The 18627-nt window shown below is 73.6% G+C and carries 16 protein-coding genes; 5 read left to right on the top strand and 11 right to left on the bottom strand.

The window, feature by feature from the left end; all coding sequences use genetic code 11:
* Positions 1-28 precede the first annotated feature (28 nt).
* From ACZ7HQ_RS21585 to ACZ7HQ_RS21555, 7 genes are all read right to left on the bottom strand, one after another.
* Positions 29-1300, bottom strand: coding sequence for a hypothetical protein (locus tag ACZ7HQ_RS21585; RefSeq protein ID WP_470992087.1), 1272 nt, complete (start codon positions 1298-1300; stop codon positions 29-31).
* The gene (locus tag ACZ7HQ_RS21580; protein WP_470992084.1) at positions 1297-2394 is read right to left on the bottom strand and encodes a hypothetical protein; all 1098 of its coding nucleotides are present in this window, start codon (positions 2392-2394) and stop codon (positions 1297-1299) included. Before ACZ7HQ_RS21580 ends, ACZ7HQ_RS21585 begins: the two co-directional genes overlap by 4 nt.
* Complete coding sequence (locus tag ACZ7HQ_RS21575; RefSeq protein ID WP_470992081.1) at positions 2391-3317, bottom strand: COG1470 family protein; 927 nt, start codon at positions 3315-3317, stop codon at positions 2391-2393. The genes ACZ7HQ_RS21580 and ACZ7HQ_RS21575 overlap by 4 nt, the downstream gene beginning before the upstream one ends.
* A 76-nt stretch (positions 3318-3393) precedes the next feature.
* The gene (locus tag ACZ7HQ_RS21570) at positions 3394-4092 is read right to left on the bottom strand and encodes an LPXTG cell wall anchor domain-containing protein (RefSeq protein WP_470992079.1); all 699 of its coding nucleotides are present in this window, start codon (positions 4090-4092) and stop codon (positions 3394-3396) included.
* A gap of 187 nt (positions 4093-4279) precedes the next feature.
* Entirely contained in the window at positions 4280-5563 is a 1284-nt protein-coding gene (gene serS, locus ACZ7HQ_RS21565) for a serine--tRNA ligase (protein ID WP_470992076.1), read from the bottom strand.
* A 377-nt stretch (positions 5564-5940) separates the two neighbouring features.
* Positions 5941-6501 carry an ATP-binding protein gene (locus tag ACZ7HQ_RS21560; protein ID WP_470992073.1) on the bottom strand — a complete coding sequence of 187 codons (561 nt, stop codon included), beginning with the start codon at positions 6499-6501 and terminating at the stop codon, positions 5941-5943.
* 315 nt (positions 6502-6816) lie between these two features.
* Positions 6817-7194: an STAS domain-containing protein gene (locus ACZ7HQ_RS21555; RefSeq protein ID WP_470992070.1), complete on the bottom strand. Its 378-nt coding sequence runs from the start codon at positions 7192-7194 to the stop codon at positions 6817-6819.
* Positions 7195-7441: 247 nt separating this feature from the next.
* On the opposite strand from ACZ7HQ_RS21555, the gene ACZ7HQ_RS21550 reads away from it, so the two are divergent.
* Together ACZ7HQ_RS21550 and ACZ7HQ_RS21545 are read left to right on the top strand one after the other, a co-directional pair.
* Entirely contained in the window at positions 7442-8338 is an 897-nt protein-coding gene (locus ACZ7HQ_RS21550; RefSeq protein WP_470992067.1) for an RNA polymerase sigma factor SigF, read from the top strand.
* Between the two features lie 312 nt (positions 8339-8650).
* Positions 8651-10225, top strand: a complete 1575-nt coding sequence (locus ACZ7HQ_RS21545) for a ricin-type beta-trefoil lectin domain protein (protein ID WP_470992064.1) — start codon at positions 8651-8653, stop codon at positions 10223-10225.
* Between the two features lie 27 nt (positions 10226-10252).
* Here the strand turns inward: ACZ7HQ_RS21545 and hutI are convergent, their stop codons facing one another.
* From hutI to hutU, 4 genes are all read right to left on the bottom strand, one after another.
* Positions 10253-11425 (bottom strand): imidazolonepropionase, encoded by a 1173-nt coding sequence (hutI, locus tag ACZ7HQ_RS21540; protein ID WP_470992061.1) that lies wholly within the window; start codon positions 11423-11425, stop codon positions 10253-10255.
* A 26-nt stretch (positions 11426-11451) separates the two neighbouring features.
* Positions 11452-12789 (bottom strand): formimidoylglutamate deiminase, encoded by a 1338-nt coding sequence (locus ACZ7HQ_RS21535; RefSeq protein ID WP_470992058.1) that lies wholly within the window; start codon positions 12787-12789, stop codon positions 11452-11454.
* Entirely contained in the window at positions 12786-13988 is a 1203-nt protein-coding gene (locus tag ACZ7HQ_RS21530) for an allantoate amidohydrolase (protein ID WP_470992285.1), read from the bottom strand. Before ACZ7HQ_RS21530 ends, ACZ7HQ_RS21535 begins: the two co-directional genes overlap by 4 nt.
* A gap of 92 nt (positions 13989-14080) precedes the next feature.
* Positions 14081-15745 carry a urocanate hydratase gene (hutU, locus tag ACZ7HQ_RS21525; protein WP_470992055.1) on the bottom strand — a complete coding sequence of 555 codons (1665 nt, stop codon included), beginning with the start codon at positions 15743-15745 and terminating at the stop codon, positions 14081-14083.
* 106 nt (positions 15746-15851) lie between these two features.
* Here hutU and ACZ7HQ_RS21520 point away from each other — a divergent pair, with 106 nt between their 5' ends.
* From ACZ7HQ_RS21520 to ACZ7HQ_RS21510, 3 genes are all read left to right on the top strand, one after another.
* Positions 15852-17270, top strand: coding sequence for a type III PLP-dependent enzyme domain-containing protein (locus tag ACZ7HQ_RS21520; RefSeq protein WP_470992052.1), 1419 nt, complete (start codon positions 15852-15854; stop codon positions 17268-17270).
* A gap of 150 nt (positions 17271-17420) precedes the next feature.
* Entirely contained in the window at positions 17421-17804 is a 384-nt protein-coding gene (locus ACZ7HQ_RS21515; RefSeq protein WP_470992049.1) for a hypothetical protein, read from the top strand.
* A complete protein-coding gene (locus ACZ7HQ_RS21510) occupies positions 17801-18601 on the top strand; it encodes a transcriptional regulator (protein WP_470992047.1) in 801 nt (266 codons plus the stop codon). The genes ACZ7HQ_RS21515 and ACZ7HQ_RS21510 overlap by 4 nt, the downstream gene beginning before the upstream one ends.
* The last annotated feature ends 26 nt before the right edge of the window (positions 18602-18627 follow it).

Here is an 18627-nt window from a genome sequence, read left to right as displayed (position 1 = left end):
TGCGGCGGCCCTCTTCGTGCGTCCGCAACTAGCGTGTCCTGCGTCCCGGCATGAACGTGAACACCGCGCCGCCCAGCAGGATCGCCGTGCCCGCCACCAGGCCCAGCGCCTTCAGGGCGCCGTGGTCGCTCGCGCCGGTCTCGGCGAGGCCGCCGGAGCCGGAGCCGCCGCTGGTGCCGCCGCCGGTCGAGCCGCCGGAGGTGGACGTGCCTCCGGAGGTGGACGTGCCGCCGGACGCGCCGCCCGGCTGCCCGCTGGTGTCCAGGGTGAGCGAGACCTCCGTCTTCGTCGGTGTGCACGTCGTGGTCGTGCCGAGCGCCTTGACCGTCAGGACGCCCGGGGACAGCGTCGAGGTGCCGCTCGCGCCGGGCTTGTAGGTGCCGGTGAGGTCGGGGATGTCGATCGGGTCACCGGACTTGATGGGATCGGCGTTGGCCGGCCCCTCCACATGCACGGTGCCCTTGTCGGCGCCACCCAGCACCACCTCCATGGACGGCTTCACGGAGTCCTTCGGGATGTCGGCGGGGCTGTTCATCACCGACTTCTTGAACTGCACGGTGAGGTTGAAGTTCCCTCCGTCCCGCTTGGCGTTGATCTGCACCGGCGAGGTCGCGTTCTTGTCGCCGATCGGGGTCTTGCAGGCGTAGGGGATCTGCACCTCCTTGCCGGTGAAGTCGGTCTGGCCGCCGCCGCTCGCGGTGGCCGTCGGAGTGGCCGAGTGGGTGGGGGTGCTCGACTGCGTCGGGGTCGAGCTGGCCGTGCCGCCGCCCGTCACCTGGATCGTCGCCGCCTTCTGCACGGTCTCCTTCGGCGTGCATGTGGTGTCCGTCGACATCGCGTTCACGGTGTACGCGTCCGGCGTCAGCGTCACCTCGCCGGCCGCCGTCAGCTTGACGCTGCCCTTCATGTCGGACAGCACCATCTCGCCGCCCTTGGGGATGGCGGGGTTCGTGCGCGTCCCCTGCATCGCGATGTCGGCGGTCTGCGCGCCGGCCGCCTTCAGCACCCCGGACGGCTGGACCGAGTTGGCGGGCAGGTCGATGATGTCCGGGTTCTTGGACGCGGCCTGGACGAACTTCCACACGACGTCCACCGTGTCACCGACCTTCGCCGTGGCGGGCGCGGTGATCTCGACCTTCGTGGTGCCGTCGACGGGGCTGATGCCCGCCGGTGGCACACAGTGGGTGGCGTACGCCACCTCGGCCGCCTGCGCGGGGCTCGTGGCGAGGCCCAGCAGGACGCCCGCACCGCTCAGCGCCAGCGCGGCGCCCGCGGCCGTCCCTCTCCTTCGGATGCTCACGTGGGTCCCTTCGTGGTGGGAGTCGTAGGACTCGACGGGCTGTCGGTGTGCGGTGCGGAGAGCCGGCCGGCCGGGTCGCCCGGGACGGAGTCCGGGGCGAACCACGGCAGGGTCGGGTTCATGGGGGGCGGTTCGGGGGTGCGGGTGCCACGGGAGCGGGTCAGCCGCAGGGCCGGCCGGGGAAGGCGCGCGGCGCCGCCGCGGCGGGCACCGCCGGGCCGGCGCGGCCGTACCCGGTCCACCACCGCCATGCCGGTGCGGAACAGCGCGGCGGGGACCACCAGGCAGAGCAGGAGCCAGAACAGCGTCACGCCCCAGGGGCGGCCCACGCCCCACGGCTGCTCGGCGAGGACCCTGCCGCCGTACTTCAGGGACACGGTGTAGTCGCCGTGCGCCCCGGCGGACAGCTCGACGGGCAGGCTGACCTCGGCCCGCCTGCCCGGCGCCAGGGTGCCGTGCCACTGCCGGTCGTCCCACTGCGGTGCGAAGACGCCGTGCGCGGAACCGACCTGGAAGACCGGGTCCTTGATCGTGCCGGTGCCGGTGTTGCCGACGGTGAGGACCAGGGTGCGGCTCGGCGGCGCCCCGAACCAGGTGAGCAGACCGCTCGACCCGGTCAGCCGGGTGTCGGACAGGATCGCCAGCCGCCCCCCGGACCGCTCCGCGGGCAGCGGGGCGACGGGGTGCCCGGCGACCTGCAGGACGGCGTCCGCCTCCGCCTCGGCGCCGGTGACGGTGGCCACGTGCACCACGCAGGGGCAGGGCACGGGCGGTTCGGCGACCGGGAGTTTCCGGCTGAAGGCGCCCCGGGCGTCGGTGGTCACGGCCCGGCCGTCGCCGTTGGCACAGGAGTTGGTGCCGCCGATGACACCCCGGGCCGGTGTGGCCCGCCCGCACACCAACAGCATCAGCAGGGTGTGCGACCGCCAGCCGCTCCCCCGGACGGTGACCGAGCCTCCGCTACCGGCCTGGGAGGCCGACAACGTGACGGCGGGCCGGCCCGCCGCGTCAGCGGGCCCGTCGAGCGGCAGGAGCAGCAGCGCGAGCACCGCCGCCACCGCCGCCCACCGCGGATTCCATGCCTTCCCGCTCACTTCACCGCGCCTTCCGTCAGCGCAGGGACACCGGCTGCCCGGCCGTCGTACGGGGTACGGCGCCGGCGTGCGCGTACGGCGAGCAGCGCGCTCGTCCCCAGCAGCAGCGCGCCGCCCGTGGCCGCCACCGCCTGCCAGGGCACGAACCGGGCCGACGCGGTCGCCGTGTCGTGCGCTCCGCCCCGCGCCGTGACCGTCAGCCGTACGTCGACGGCGTCCAGCTCGGGCCGGTCGGGCCAGGGTTCGGTGAGCTTCTGGCGCGCACCGGGGCGCAGTTGGACGGGGAGGGTGCGGGGAGCGCGCTCCAGGACCGGGCCGAGGACGCCGTCCGCGCGCACCGCGAGCCTCGGCACGAGAACGGTCGTACCGCGGTTGACCAGCTCGTATGTGATGCGGTCGGCGTGCACGGCGAGGTGTTCGACGGTCAGCGCGGCGACCGCGGGGCCGCCGACGCGCAGCCGGATCGGGACGGTCGCCGTGTGCCCGCGCGTGTCCCGTGCCACGACGGCACCGGAGCGGTCGCCGGGCGCCGCCCCGGCCGGCACGGTCACCGTGAAGGGCACCTCGGCACGGGTGCGGGCCGAGACGCGCAGCCCGTTGCCCGCCCTGTCGGCGAAGACGGTCCGCAGACCGGTGCCGGACAGCCGTACGACGACCGGCGCCCGGCCCGGGTTGGTGACGGACACCGTGTCCTGCAGGACCGTCCCCGGGGTGCCCTCGGTGTAGAAGGACGGACGGCCACCGCCCGCGGGCGCGACGGACCAGCCCGCGGCGGCCGAGGCGCGGGGCGCGGCGCACAGCGAGGTGCCCAGCGCGGCGTACAGGCACAGGGCCGCGGGCAGGGCGGCGCGGGCCCGGGGCGCGTATCGGCGGCGGTGGCGGAGCGGTGTGTGACGGATCGGTGCGGGGGCGGCGGACGGCATGGGCGGCTCCAGCGGGGCCTGGGTGCAGCGGGTCCTGGCTTTCGGCGGGGCCTTGCGGCCCTGTGACCTCGGCGGGTCAGCGGCGTACCGGCTGCCCGCGCCGGGTCAGCCACAGGGCGCCCGCCGCACCGGTCAGGAGTACCGTGCCGCCGAGCGTGCCGAGGGCGATCGCGGAGTCCTCGGGTCCGGTCTGCGGGAGCTGTCCGCCGGCGGGGGCGCCGCCCGAGGAGGAGGACGACGAGGCGGAGCCGCCGGAAGAACCGCCGGCCGCGGTCACGTCCAGGGCCAGTGCCGGCTGGGGGCTGTTGGCCGGTGTGCACGTCGTCGTCGTACCGAGCGCCTTGATGACGAGCGTGCCCGGCGTGAAGGTGACCTTGCCGGTCTTCCTCGGGGTGTACGTCCCGCTCAGGTCGCTGATCTTGATGGGGGTGTTGGCGGGGATCGCGGCCGCGTTGGGCGGCCCGCTGACCGGGAGCGTGCCGCTGTCGGCGCCACCCAGCGCGATGGTGGCGCTCGGGCTCATCGCGCCCTTGCCCAGCTCGACCGGGCTGGAGGAGACGCCCTTCTGCCAGGACATGGTGATCCGGTAGCCGCTGCCGCTCTTGACGCCCTTGATGTCGATCGGCGAGACGGCGCTCTTGACACCGATCGGCGTCTGGCAGCGGTAGTTGACGTCGACGACGTCGGCGTGGGCCGCGGGCGCGGACAGCAGCACCGCCGACCCGGCCAGGGCCGCGGCGGACGCGAGCGCGGCGGTTCGTTTCGGGTACGACACGGTCGGTCCACCCCATTCATTCCTGACGACAATTTCGATGACGGCTCAACGGCGTTTCCTGACGGCACATCAGATTCGGCCGTCAAGGTACGCCCGGCGTCGTGAGGAGGGAAGACGCATCACACGCCGGAGTTGTGGCGATCCGGCGTGTGTGACGCGTGGCTGGAGTGGAGGGTGCTGTCGGGGTCTACGGCCTGCGCAGCACCTCCGGCAGCCCCCAGCGCCGCAGCACCTCGGGGACGGCGACGGTGCCGTCGGGCCGCTGGTGCCGTTCCAGGAGCGCCGGCACCAGACGGCTGGTGGCCAGGCCCGAGGCGTTGAGGGTGTGGACGTACGCCGCCCTGCCGCCACCCGCCGGGCGGTACCGGATCCCACCGCGCCGGGCCTGGTAGTCGCGGGCGTTCGACACCGAGCTGACCTCCGTGTAGGTGCCCAGGCTGGGCAGCCAGACCTCGACGTCGTACGTCCGGGCCTGGGCCGCGCTGGTGTCCCCGGCGGCGAGCCGGGTGACCCGGTGGTGCAGGCCGAGTTCCGTGACCAGTTCCTCGGCACGGGCCAGGAGTTCACGCTGGGCCGCGTCCGAGTCGGCGGGCCGGGTGAGCTGGAACAGTTCGACCTTGTTGAACTGGTGCCCGCGCAGGGTGCCCCGCTCGGCGGTGCGGTAGCCGCCGGCCTCCTTGCGGTAACAGGGCGTGTAGGCCACGTATTTGAGGGGCAGCTCGCGCTCGTCCAGGGTCTCGTCGTGGTGCAGGGCGGCGAGCGCGGTCTCGGCGGTGGGCAGCAGGAACCGCTCGGGACGGCCGTCGGGCGCGCGGTCCGTGACGAAGACGTCGTCCGCGAACTTCGGGAACTGGCCCGCGGTGTAGCCGGCCTGCCAGCTGAGCAGGTGGGGCGGCAGCACGAAGGTGTAACCGGCGCGGCGGTGGCTGTCCAGGAAGTGGTTGAGCAGCGCCCACTCCAGTGCGGCGCCCTCGCCCCGGTAGACCCAGTGGCCGCTGCCGGCGAGCGCGGCTCCGCGCCGGTGGTCGACCAGGCCCAGGTCCTGGGTGAGCCGTACGTGGTCCCGGGGCGGGAAGCCGAACTCCGGCCGGGTGCCCTCGGTGCGGACGACCTCGTTGTGCTCCTTGCCGCCCGCGGGGACGTCCGGGTCGGGGAGGTTGGGCAGGGCGTCGAGGAACTCCCGGTGCTGCGCCGCCAGCCGGCCGTGCGCGGCGGCGGCCCGCGCGACCCGGTCGGCCAGTTCCGCGGCCCGGGCGAGCGGTTCGCCCGCCGGTTCGCCCGCCCGGCGCAGGGCCGCGACGCCCGCCGAGACGCGGCGCCGTTCGCCGCGCAGCCGCTCCAGGGCCGTACGGGCCGCGCGCAGCCGTTCGTCGAGGGCGAGGAAGGTGTCGAGGTCCACGTCCAGGCCGCGTTTGGCCAGGGCCGCGCGGACGCGTTCGGGGTGCTGTCGGATGAGGGTGATGTCCAGCATGGGGCCGCCCCACTGGTCGGCGGGGCGGCAGGGTCCGCCCCGGGGTTTTCCCTCGGGGCGTGGGCGAGAGGGTGCTCGCGGTGCCACCACGCCTTCGCCGCCGTACGACAGTCGTGCACGACGGCCTCGTCGGGCCCGATGACGGGGGCCGGCCGGCGGGGCATGGGGGCCGTCGTGGCGCGGCGGTCCGTTCCTCCCCGCACTCGGGAGGGGATTCACCCGGGGTACGAGGCCGCCTTCCCAGCTGCCGGCGGCTCTCTCGGCTCGCGGAGCCCGGGCTACTCGTCTCCGTCAGCGCGTTGCGCCCAGCGTAGGCAGGACCGCGCCCGGCGGAAACCGGATTTCCGCGTGCCGCCTGCCGGACGCACGCCGATGGACTACGCCGGTGCGCCCAGCTCCGCCCACACCGTTTTGCCGGGCCGGCCGGGCGGGCGGACGACGCCCCAGTCCAGGCACAGCCGCTGCACGATGAACATGCCGTGGCCGCCGGGGCGGCCGGCGCGGTGCGGGGTGCGGGGGGCCGGCTGGCCGGTGCCGCCGTCGGAGACCTCCACCCGGATCACCTTGTTGTCGCAGGCCAGGAGCAGCTCGTCAGGCCCCTCGGCGTGCAGGCAGGCATTGGTGACCAGTTCCGAGACGACGAGCAGCACGTCCTCGGCGGCGGCCCGCTGGTCGGCGCCGGCGGCGGGCAGCCAGCCCCACGCGTACAGCGCCTGGCGGGCGAAGTCACGGGCGAGCGGGACGACCCCGCTCTCGCCGCGCAGGCCGAGTCTGCGGACCTGCGGTCCGCCGGTGCCCCGAGTACCGCCGGCAGCTCCGGACGGCGCGGCTGCCCCCGTGGGCACGCCGGCACTCGGCGCACCTTCCTCGGACGCCCCGGAAGCGCCGCTGGGCTCCGGGCCGCGGTCGCCCGGCGAGTAAGGCCGGGTGGTGCTCATCAGCGCTTCACCTCACCGATTCACCAGTTCACGATTCAAAAGGCCGGCATCGTCCGTGCCGGCCGGTCCGTACGTTCGTCCGCCCACCGTCCGTCCGTCGTCCGCGGGGGTGTCCTGCCGACCCGTCCGTCGCACGTACGTCCCGTCCAGTCGTTTCGCCGGTCCCGGGGCGGTCCGCGGCCGGCGCTCGTCGGGGTGTGTCCCCCTTCTCCTGCCCTCTCCTGCCCGGCCGATCCGGCACGACACCCCTGTCTTCGGGGTGACGAACGCAACGCCCGAGGGCCTGCGGCGCGCGGGAGGGCGGGGGCGGCGGGCTCAGCCGGCGCCGTCGGCCAGGGCCGCCTCCACGGAGTCGTGCAAGGTGAAGACCGCCTCGGCCCCGGTGATCTCGAACACCCGGGCGACCACGGGCTGCATCCCGGCCAGGTGGACCCCGCCCCCGGCGGCCTCCGCCTTCAGCCGGGCACCGAGCAGGACGTTCAGGCCCGTGGAGTCGCAGAACTCCAGGCGTGAGCAGTCCACGACGAGGCGCGAGAAGCCCTTGGCCAGAAGGTCGTCGAGGGGCTCACGCAAAAGATCGGCGGTGTGGTGGTCGAGTTCACCCGCCGGTGTCACAACGGCGCTGGAGCCCTCTTCCCGCACCTCCACCAGAAGCCGGCCCGACTGTGCGCTGCCGACCGTCCCGTGGTCCATGCCGTCTCTCTCCCGAGGTCGTGGACGCTGACTGCTCTCGAACATTACGCCTTCCATGCGCACTCCGGCACCCGAAGAACTTCACAGAATCGGACATACCTGAACAGAACGCACTTGCGATCGCCGGTGTGAAGCAGGTAGGGCTAGTAAAGACACCTATTCCTACACGCCGGCTTCGGAGGCGCCGCACACCGCAGTGCACGCACAGGCTTCGGCAGCCTTATGCCGAGAACGATGGAGGACACCCATGTCACCCCGGCTCGACGCATCGCATACCCCGACCGCGACGTCGACACCCCCACCGGAACAACTGGATCATCCCATCGACGCCCTCGACCCCGTCGAGGGACTCCCGGAGATCCCCCCGTACGACGAGATCGGCCCGGTCGACGCGCGGGCCCTGTCCAAGACCCTCTTCGAGCGCCTCGAGTCGCTGGAGGAAGGGACGCACGAGTACTCGTACGTCCGCAACACCCTCGTCGAGCTCAACCTCGCGCTCGTCAAGTTCGCCGCCTCCCGCTTCCGCTCCCGCAGTGAGCCGATGGAGGACATCATCCAGGTCGGCACCATCGGCCTGATCAAGGCGATCGACCGCTTCGAGCTCACCCGCGGCGTCGAGTTCCCGACCTTCGCGATGCCGACCATCATCGGCGAGATCAAGCGTTTCTTCCGCGACACCTCGTGGTCCGTGCGCGTGCCGCGCCGGCTGCAGGAGCTGCGCCTGGACCTGGCCAAGGCCGGGGACGAGCTGGCTCAGCGGCTGGACCGGGCGCCGACGGTCCCGGAGCTGGCCGAAAAGCTCGGCATCTCCAACGACGAGGTCGTCGAGGGCATGGCCGCCTCGAACGCGTACACGGCCTCCTCGCTGGACGCCCAGCCCGAGGAGGACGAGACGGAGGGCGCGCTCGCGGACCGCATCGGGTACGAGGATCACGGCCTCGAGGGCATCGAGTACATCGAGTCGCTCAAGCCGCTGATCGCCGAACTCCCGCCACGGGACCGGAAGATCCTCTCGCTGCGCTTCGTGGCGAACATGACCCAGTCGGAGATCGGCGAGGAACTGGGCATCTCCCAGATGCACGTCTCGCGGCTGCTGTCACGCACGCTGGTACGGCTGCGCAAGGGGCTGACGATCGAGGAGTGACGTCCGCGTCTTCCTCCGTGTCGTTCTCCGCGTGACGCACTGCGACGCGGCCCGGCCGTCGGTGCCGGGCCGCGTCCGCGTGTGTGCCCACCCCTCCGGGTGGCGCGGGTATCCAGGGTCCGTGCGGCCATTCCCGGATTCCCGCCGCCGATTCGGCCAACTCGCCCTGTCGACAGAAACGTTATGCGGTTATCCGCGGAAACCTCTTTCCCCGGCCGTCCCCTCTCGGCCACCATGGCCCACCAAACCGGCTGGTATGCCGGGCCGGGGCCGCAACGGCGCGGCGACCCGGTGGTGCGAGGAGGCAGAACGATGGCTCAGGGGGAAGGGGCCGGGACGGGCGGGACCGAGGCGGGCGCGGAGTACGAGGACGTACCGGACGCCCGGCTGACCGAACTGCTGCGCTCCCCCACGGCGACGGCGTACCCCGCCCTGCAGGAGCTGCGCCGCCGGCACCATCCGGCCGCCGTGGCCTACGCCCGGCTGTGGACCGCGAGCGAGTCCGCCGCACGCCGGCTGGCCGCCGAGGCCGTCACCACGGCGGCCCGTGAGACGGCCCGCGGCGTCGAGCCCGCCGTCCCGCTGCGCCACCGGCTCCTCCTGCTGACCGCCGGGCTGGCGGCCGGCTGGGCACGCGACGAGCGCGCGGCCGGCCTCGACCCGGGCCTGCTGCTCGCCCTGAACGCGTCCGGCCTGGCCGACGGCCCCACCCCGCCCCTGCTGCCCGCGTTCCAGTCGCTGCCGTCGCGCACCCAGGGCCTGGTCTGGTACGGCGTGCTGGAGGAGGAGCCGCAGGAGCGGACCGCCGCCCTGCTCGGGCTGAGCCGCACCGACGTGGCCTACGGCACCCCGCAGGCCCTCAAGGCCCTGGCCCAGGCCTGCCTCCGGGAGCGCCTCGCCGCCTCCGACGACCCGCGCTGCGCCGACTTCCGCCGGCTGATCGAGGAGGCGGTACGGCCGGACGGCCCGCGCTACAGTGCCGACCTGGACGCCCACATGGCCCGCTGCCCGCACTGCACGGCCGCGTTCGAGGATCTGCGGGCCCTGCGGGACGCGCCCCGGCAGACCCTGGCGGAGGGCCTGCTGCCATGGAGCGGAACGGAGTACATACACGCCGGGGAGCCACCGGCCGTCCCCGTCCCCGTCCCCGTTCCCGCCGCCCCGCGGACGCCGGCCTGGCCGCCCCGCCGCCGCGTCCTGCTGGCCTCGGCCGCCCTGGCCGTGGCCCTGACCCCGCTGCTGGTGTTCCTGCTCACCCCGGCGCACACCGACGACCAGCAGCCGACGGCCGCGACCCCCGCGCCGCCTCCGGTGACGGTGACGGCGACGGCGACCGTCTCGGTCACCCCCACCCCGTCCCCCTCCCCCACCAGGTCAGCGTCGAAGTCCCCTTCTCCCACGCCGAGTTCCCCCCGGCCGACGACGACGCCCGCACCACCCCGGCACCCGGCCACCCCCGGCCCGACGCCCTCCTTCTCGCCCCCGGGCACCTCCTTCACCCAGGTGGTGAACCGGGCGACGGGCCGCTGCCTGGACATCCGGGACGGCGATCTGTCCGAGGGCAACGACGTCATCACCGAACCCTGCACCTCCGCCGACACCCAGCGCTGGCGCTTCGACACCCGCCTCGGCGTGCTCCGCTCCGCGGCCGACGACCGCTTCTGCCTGGACAGCCGGGGCTCGGTGTACCGCGGCGTCGGCATCTGGGAGTGCGACGCGGTCTACAGCGACAACGGCGACAACCTGCGCTTCACCATCGACCCCGACGGCACGATCCGCCCGGACATCGCCATCGAGACGGCCGTCACCCCGGACGGCCGCCACGGGGTGGCCCTGCAACCGCTGGACGACAGCAGCGACCAGCGGTGGCGGGCCGGGGCGAGGTGACCGGCGGACCGCCCGTCGAACCGCCCGTCACACCACCCGCACGCCGCGCCGCCACACGCCGCTGACCAGGGGCACGCCCGGCCGGTAGGCCAGGTGGACGTGGCTGGGGGCGTCCAGGAGGGTGAGGTCGGCGTGGCTGCCGGGGGTGAGGCGGCCGATGTCGGTGCGGCGTAGGGCCGCGGCGCCGCCCGCCGTGGCGGACCAGACCGCCTCGTCCGGGGTCATCCGCATGTCACGGACGGCGAGCGCGATGCAGAAGGGGACGGAGGAGGTGAAGGACGAGCCGGGGTTGCAGTCCGTGGACAGGGCGACCGTGACACCGGCGTCGAGGAGGCGGCGGGCGTCGGGCCACTCGGCTCGGGTGGAGAACTCGGCGCCGGGCAGGAGGGTGGCGACCGTGTTGCCGTTCGCCAGGGCGTCGACGTCGTCGTCGGTGAGGTGGGTGCAGTGGTCCGCGCTCGCCGCGTCCAGTTCGACGGCCAGCTGGACGCCGGGGCCGTAGGAGAGCTGGTTGGCGTGGATGCGCGGGTGCAGGCCCTTCGCCTTGCCGGCGGTCAGGATCGCGCGGGCCTGGTCGCCGTCGAAGGCGCCCTTCTCGCAGAACACGTCGATCCAGCGGGCGTGCGGCGCGCAGGAGTCCAGCATCTCGCCGGTGACCAGGGCGACATAGGCGGCCGGGTCGTCGGCGTGGTCGGGCGGGACGATGTGGGCGCCGAGGTACGTCACCTCGTCGGTGTGCGCGGCGGCGATGCGCAGGGCGCGGGACTCGTCCTCGACCGTGAGGCCGTAGCCCGACTTGGTCTCGAAGGTGGTGGTGCCCTGGCGGAGGGCCTCGTCGAGGTAACGGGTGAGGTTCGCCTCCAGTTCCGCGTCCGTCGCGGCGCGGGTGGCCGCGACCGTGGTGCGGATGCCGCCCGCCGTGTAGGAGCGGCCGGACATGCGGGCGTTGAACTCCTGCGTGCGGTCACCGGCGAAGACCAGGTGCGAGTGCGAGTCCACGAAGCCCGGCAGCACTGCCCGGCCGCCCGCGTCGACCCGGTTGTCAGTGGCGGGTGCTTTGCTGGCTTCACCGGTCCACGCGACGCGGTCGCCGTCGATGACGACGGCCGCGTCCTGGACCAGACCGAGGGGGGAGCCGTCACCCAGGGAGGGGTCGTTGGTGACCAGCGTGGCGATGTTGGTGATGACAGTGCTGCTCATCGTGTCCTCTTGGGCTTCGGTGGGCATCAGTCGCGCAGGGCCTCGACGGCCTGCGCCAAGGCCTGCGGCACATCCGGTACGAGCGTGTGGACCCCGTCGCGTACGACATGCCGTCCGCCCACGACCGTGTGCCGTACGTCCGCTGCCGTCGCGGCGAAGACGGCCGTCTCGGCACCGAGCCTGGGCAGCGGGCCCGCCGTCCTGACCGAGTCGAGCGCGATCGTCGTGAAGTCGGCGAGCGCGCCGGGCTCCAGGGTGCCGGCCTCGTCCCAGCCGAGCGCGGCGTGACCGTCGGCGCCGGCGGCCCGCAGCAGTGCCGCGGCCGTCCAGTGTCCCCGGGTGCGGGTGCGCAGCCGCTCGTTCAGCTCCATCGCGCGCGCCTCTTCGAGCAGGTCGATGACGGCGTGGCTGTCGGAGCCGAGGGAGAGCGGTGAGCCGGCCCGCTGCAGGGCGACGGCCGGGCCGATGCCGTCGGCCAGGTCCCGCTCGGTCGTCGGGCACATGCAGGTGCCGGTGCCCGAGCCGCCGAGCAGGGCGATGTCCTCGTCCGTGAGGTGGGTGTTGTGCACCCCGGTGGTGCGCGGCCCGAGGACGCCGTGGTCGGCGAGCAGCCGGGTGGGGGTGCAGCCGTGCGCGGCGAGGCAGGCGTCGTTCTCGGCGGTCTGCTCCGACAGGTGCACGTGCAGCGGCGCCCGCCGCTCCTCGGCCCACGCCGCCACGGTCGCCAGCTGGCCGGCCGGCACGGCCCGTACGGAGTGGATCGCCGCTCCGATCCGTGCGTGATCCCGCTCCTTGAGAACTGCACAGCGTTCGGCCCAGCTCTCCGCGCTCCCGTCGGAGAAGCGCAGCTGGTGGGTGTTGGGCGGCTCACCGAAGCCGGAGGAGACGTAGCAGGTGTCGAGGAGCGTGATCCGGATGCCGGCCTCGGCGGCGGCGTCGATCAGCGCCTCGCCCATGGCGTTGGGGTCGGCGTAGGGGCTGCCGCCGGGCGCGTGGTGCACGTAGTGGAACTCACCGGCACAGGTGATGCCGGCGAGCGCCATCTCGGCGTACACCGCGCGCGCCAGGGCGTGGTAGGTGTCCGGGGTCAGGTGGTCGGCGACGGAGTACATCACCTCGCGCCAGGTCCAGAAGGTGCCGCTGCCGACCTGGACGGTGCCGCGCAGCGCCCGGTGGAAGGCGTGGCTGTGGGCGTTGGCGAGCCCCGGCAGGGTGAGTCCGCGCAGCACCTCGGCCCCGGGCGGCGCGGCGGGCGTCGCGGTGCGGACCGCGCCGATCCGCCCGTCCTCGACCTCGAGCACGACCCCCGGCTCGACATGGGTGCCGAGCCAGGCGTGCTCCAACCAGTAGGTCCGCTTGGTCACCTGCAGGCCAGCCCTTCCAGTACGTCGGCGAGCGCGTGCACCCCGGCCACGCAGTCGTCCTCGGCGGCGAACTCGGCCGGGGAGTGCGAGACACCCGTGGGGTTGCGTACGAACAGCATGGCGGTCGGGATGCTCCCGGAGAGGATTCCGGCGTCGTGTCCGGCGCCGGTTCCGAGCACGGGCACCGTCAGGGCGGTGTCCTTGCCCAGGATGCGGCCGAGCTCGTCGCGCAGCGCGTGGTCGAACTCGACCACCGGCGTGAAGGACTCCCGCACCACGTCCAGGTCGATGCCATGGGCGTCGGCGTACTCGCGTGCGGCCTTCTCCACTCCCCCGACCACCGTGTCCAGGGTGTCCTGGTCGGCGGCGCGGGAGTCGAGCCAGCCGCGCACCAGCGAGGGGATCGCGTTGACGCCGTTCGGCTCCACCGCGATCTTGCCGAAGGTGGCGACGGCACCGGCGAGTTCGGCCTCGCGGCGGGCGGCGAGCACGGTCTCGGCGTAGGAGAGCATCGGGTCACGCCGGTCGGCCAGCCGGGTGGTGCCGGCGTGGTTGGCCTCGCCCCGGAAGTCGAACCGCCAGCGCCCGTGCGGCCAGATGGCGCTGGCGATGCCGACCCGGTCACCGGACAGGTCCAGTGCGCGGCCCTGTTCGACGTGCAGCTCCACGAAGGCACCGATCCGGGCCAGCCGCTCGGGGTCGGCTCCGATGCCCTCGGGGTCGTGGCCTGCGGCCTCCATGGCCCGCGGCAGCGTGATCCCGTCCCCGTCGGTGAGCCGGTGCGCCTGCTCGAGGCTCAGCTGTCCGGCGGTGAGCCGGGAGCCGACACAGGCGAGCCCGAACCGGGCGCCTTCCTCGTCGCCGAAGTTGACGATGGCCAGCGGCCTGCCGAATCGGACGCCCCGGCCGCGCAGCTCGTCCAGCGCGGCGAAGGAGGACACGACCCCGAGGGGCCCGTCGAAGGCGCCGCCGTCCGGCACCGAGTCGAGGTGCGACCCGGTGACGACGGCGTCCCCGGCGGCCGGGTCGCCGAGCCAGGCCCACTGGTTGCCGTTCCGGTCGACCTCACAGGTCAGCCCACGGGCCTCGGCCTGCTCCTTGAACCAGGCCCGGCAGTCGGCGTCGGCGCCGGTCCAGGCGTAGCGCCGGTAGCCACCGGAGTCGGGGTGCCGGCCGATGGGGAGCAGCTCGCGCCACATCTCATGGAAGGAGGTACCGGCCCGAGCGGCGGACGGCGACGGGAGCCCGGCCCCCACCGGACCGCTGCCGCCCACTTCAGCGGAGCGCTGGGTCACGCCTCGTCACCCTCACGCATCGGCACCCGGACACCGCGCTCCTCGGCCACGGTCTCCGCGATGTCGTACCCGGCGTCGACATGCCGGATGACGCCCATGCCCGGGTCGTTCGTCAGCACCCGGCGGATCTTCTCCCCGGCCAGCTTCGTGCCGTCGGCCACGGTGACCTGACCGGCGTGGATGGAGCGGCCCATGCCCACACCGCCGCCGTGGTGGAGGGACACCCACGACGCACCGGAGGCCACGTTCACCATCGCGTTCAGCAGCGGCCAGTCGGCGATGGCGTCGGACCCGTCGAGCATGGCCTCGGTCTCGCGGTACGGCGAGGCCACCGACCCGCAGTCCAGGTGGTCGCGGCCGATCGCCAGCGGAGCGGCCAGCTCGCCGGAGGCCACCATGTCGTTGAAGCGCTCGCCGGCCTTGTCCCGCTCGCCGTATCCGAGCCAGCAGATGCGCGCGGGCAGGCCCTGGAAGTGGACGCGCTCGCCGGCCATCTTGATCCAGCGGGCCAGGGACTCGTTCTCCGGGAACAGCTCCAGGATCGCCTTGTCGGTCTTGGCGATGTCGGCGGGGTCGCCGGACAGGGCCGCCCAGCGGAAGGGGCCCTTGCCCTCGCAGAAGAGCGGGCGGATGTAGGCGGGGACGAAGCCGGGGAAGGCGAACGCCCGGTCGTAACCGGCGAGTCGGGCCTCACCGCGGATGGAGTTGCCGTAGTCGAAGACCTCGGCGCCGGCGTCCATGAAGCCGACCATGGCCTCGACGTGCTTGGCCATGGACTCACGGGCGCGCGTGGTGAAGCCGGCCGGGTCCTTGGCGGCCGCGTCGGCCATGTCCTCGAAGGCCACGCCCACCGGCAGGTAGGACAGCGGGTCGTGGGCGGAGGTCTGGTCGGTGACGATGTCGATGGGGGCGTTCATCGCGAGCAGCTGCGGGACCAGGTCGGCCGCGTTGCCGAGGACGCCGATGGACAGCGGCTTGCGCTGGTCGCGGGCCTCGGTGGCCAGCTGGAGCGCGTGGTCGAGGGAGTCGGCCCTGACGTCGAGGTAGCGGTGCTCGATGCGGCGGTCGATGGCGCGCGGGTCGCAGTCGATGCAGAGGGCGACGCCGTCGTTCATCGTCACGGCGAGGGGCTGGGCGCCACCCATGCCGCCGAGGCCGGCGGTGAGGGTGATCGTCCCGGCGAGGGTGCCGTTGAACTTCTTCGCGGCGACGGCGGCGAAGGTCTCGTAGGTGCCCTGGAGGATGCCCTGGGTGCCGATGTAGATCCAGGAGCCGGCGGTCATCTGGCCGTACATGGTCAGGCCGAGGGCCTCCAGACGGCGGAACTCCTCCCAGTTGGCCCAGTCGCCGACCAGGTTGGAGTTGGCGATGAGGACGCGCGGGGCCCACTCGTGGGTCTGCATGACGCCGACCGGGCGGCCGGACTGGACCAGCATGGTCTCGTCCTGCTTGAGGGTCCTCAGCGTGCGGACCATGGCGTCGAAGGAGCGCCAGTCCCGGGCGGCCTTGCCGGTGCCGCCGTAGACGACGAGCTTGTCGGGGTGCTCGGCGACCTCGGGGTCGAGGTTGTTCTGCAGCATGCGCAGGGCGGCCTCCTGCTGCCATCCCAGGGCGCTGAGTTCCGTGCCGCGTGGTGCTCGTACGGGGCGGGGTCCCGACATCGTCTGCCTCCTCCTGTTACTACGTCTATTCACATCCTGTCCTCCTGAATAGAACTAGTCAATACATCGGGGCGCACCCGTCCGCGCGTCGTCGGTGTTTGGCTGGATGTACGCGAGACGGACGACGACGGACAACAGGGACACGAGGGGAGAGACCGTGGAGCGGGAGAGCGAGACGGGTCCCGCCGAGGCGCGGGAGCGTGCCGCCCGGCGGGACGACGCGGTGCGGGCCGCCGTCGAGCAGGGGCTGCTGGGGCCGGACGCCGCCGTGGTGGGGCTGCTGGACGTGACCGGGATCCGGGAGTCGGCTGCGGCCCTGCGGGCGGCGTTCGACGCGGTCCTGCCGCCCGGGGCGCCGGTGCTGCACGCCTTCGCGGTGAAGGCGACCCCGCTGGTGCCGGTGCTGCGGCTGCTGCACGAGGCGGGGATCGGCGCGGAGGTGGCCAGCCCGGGCGAGCTGGCGCTGGCCCGCGCGGCCGGGGTGCCGGCCGGCCGGACCGTACTGGACTCACCCGCCAAGACCCCGGCGGAGCTGCGCGAGGCGCTGGCGCTGGGCATCGCGGTGAACGCCGACAACCCGCAGGAGCTGGACCGCCTGGACGCCCTGGTCAGGTCCGCGCCCAGCCGGTCCCCGCTCGGCATCCGGGTGAACCCGCAGGTGGGCGGCGGCACCATCGGGGCCACCTCGACGGCGACGGAGACCTCGAAGTTCGGGGTGGCGCTGCGCGACGAGGGGGCGCGCGAGTGGGTCGTACGCGCCTACCTGGACCGGCCGTGGCTGACCCGGCTGCACGCGCACACCGGCTCCCAGGGCATCCCGCTGGCGCTGCTGGCGCGGGGCGCGGCGGAGGCGTACGGGCTCGCGGAGGAGATCAACGAGCGGGCGGGGCGGCGGCAGATCGACACGCTCGACATCGGCGGCGGACTGCCGGTGAACTTCACGGCCGAGGCGACGGCACCGACGTACGCGCAGTACGCCCGGCTGCTGGCCGAACAGGTGCCGGGGCTGTTCGACGGGAGGTACGGCCTGGTGACCGAGTTCGGGCGGTCACTGCTGGCCAAGCACGGGACGGTGGTGGCCCGGGTGGAGTACGCCAAGCGCGCGGGCGGCCGGCGGATCGCGGTGACGCACGCGGGCGTACAGGTGGCGACGCGGACCGTGTACGCGCCGGAGGCGTGGCCGCTCAGGATCGCCGTGTACGACGCCAAGGGGCGGCCGAAGGCCGGGCCGGAGGTGGTGCAGGACGTGGCCGGGCCTGCCTGCTTCTCGGGCGACCTGCTGGCGGAGGGCCGCGCGCTGCCGCCGCTGGAGCAGGGCGACTACGCGGCGGCGCTGGACACGGGCGCGTACTATTTCGCCCACCACTACGCGTACAACTCCCTTGCGCGGCCGGGGATCCACGGCTTCGCGCCGGACGGCTCGGGAGGCATCGCCTTCGCGACCGTACGGGAACCGCAGACCGTCGCCGAGGTGGTGACGGAGTCCGGCGGGGCGCACGCGGGGGCACTCACTTCCCTGGGGTGATCAACTCACCCGTACCTGTGGTCAGTTGACCCACACTAGTACGCCGGATGAATGTTCCACTGGAAAATGCCAAAGGCTCCGTCTTTCGCGCGCACGGTGCGTAGTGTCTCTGTCACTCAGCCGGAGACCCCAGGCGGGAGGGGAGCCACGGTGCCCGGAATCGACGAGTGCCTGCTGGAAGCGATGCGGTTACCCGGTGCCCGGGGAGCGGCACTGGTGGACTGGACGAGCGGACTGGCCCTCGGGACGGTCGGGGAGGCGCCCGGCGGCGATCACGAGACGACCGCCGCCGAGGCCGCCGAACTGGCCCGGATGGCCGCCGAACACGGTGCCTTCTCGGCCCACGAGGAGGGACACCCGAGCGTGGAGGACGTGATCGTCAGCAACCACGACAGCTATCACCTGCTGCGGTTCGTGGACACGTCCTTCGACAGCAGCGTCTTCCTGCACCTGTGGATCGGCCGCGAGGAGGGCAATCTCGCGCTCGCCCGGATCAGGCTCGGCGAGATGGCGGCCCGGCTGGTGCTGGGATGACCGTGGTACAGATACCTCCGCCGCCCCTGCCGGTGCGGGACAGGTCGGTCACCCGGGCGCTGTCTCCGATGCTCACCCGGCTCGCCGAGGACCGGGCCACCGGCGTCCTGGTCCGCGAGTACGGCACGCTGTATCTCGCCGAGGGCCGGGTGGTGCACGCCGAAAGCCCGCTCGCCCCCGGCCTCGACGTGCTCCTCACGGCGCACGGCACCCTCGCGACCGCCGCCTGGCAGCGGGCCGCCACGGCGAGCGCGGGACCGCTGCACGCCGCCGAACTCGTCCTGGAGTCCGGACTGTTACCGGTCGGCGCGCTGGAACTGTGCCATCTGGACGCGCTGTACGACGCCGGGTACTTCGCACTGGCCCCGAGCAGCACCCCGGGGCGCTTCCGCTACGACAACACGCCCCGCATCGGCCCGCTGCCCTCGGTCCCGGTGGTCGCCCTGGAACGCGAGACGCTGCGCCGCCGCCTGCTGCTGCACCGGCTGTGGCCGGACCCGGCCGCCGACAGCGCCCCGCTGATCCGCGCGGACCCGGTGGCCGCCGTACCCCTCACACCCCGGCAACGGGCCGTCCTGGACCGCGTGGACGGCGCCCGCACGGCCCCCGGCATCGCCCGGAACCTGGGCCGGCAGGCCTTCCACACGCTGGTCGACGTACGCCGGCTCGCGGCGGCCGGCCGCGTCACACCGGCACCGACGGCACCGTCGGCACCCGCCCCGCCGCCCCCACCCCCGGTCACCGACCCCGACATCGCGCTGCTGAAGAGGCTCAGGGATGCGCTGGAGGCGCTTTGAACGGCACCGCCCCGCCGAGAGGAGAG

This window comes from Streptomyces sp. NPDC037290 (genome assembly GCF_055603245.1).
Note: the sequence above shows the minus strand (reverse complement) of the source record. Positions and strands in the feature narration are given on the sequence as shown.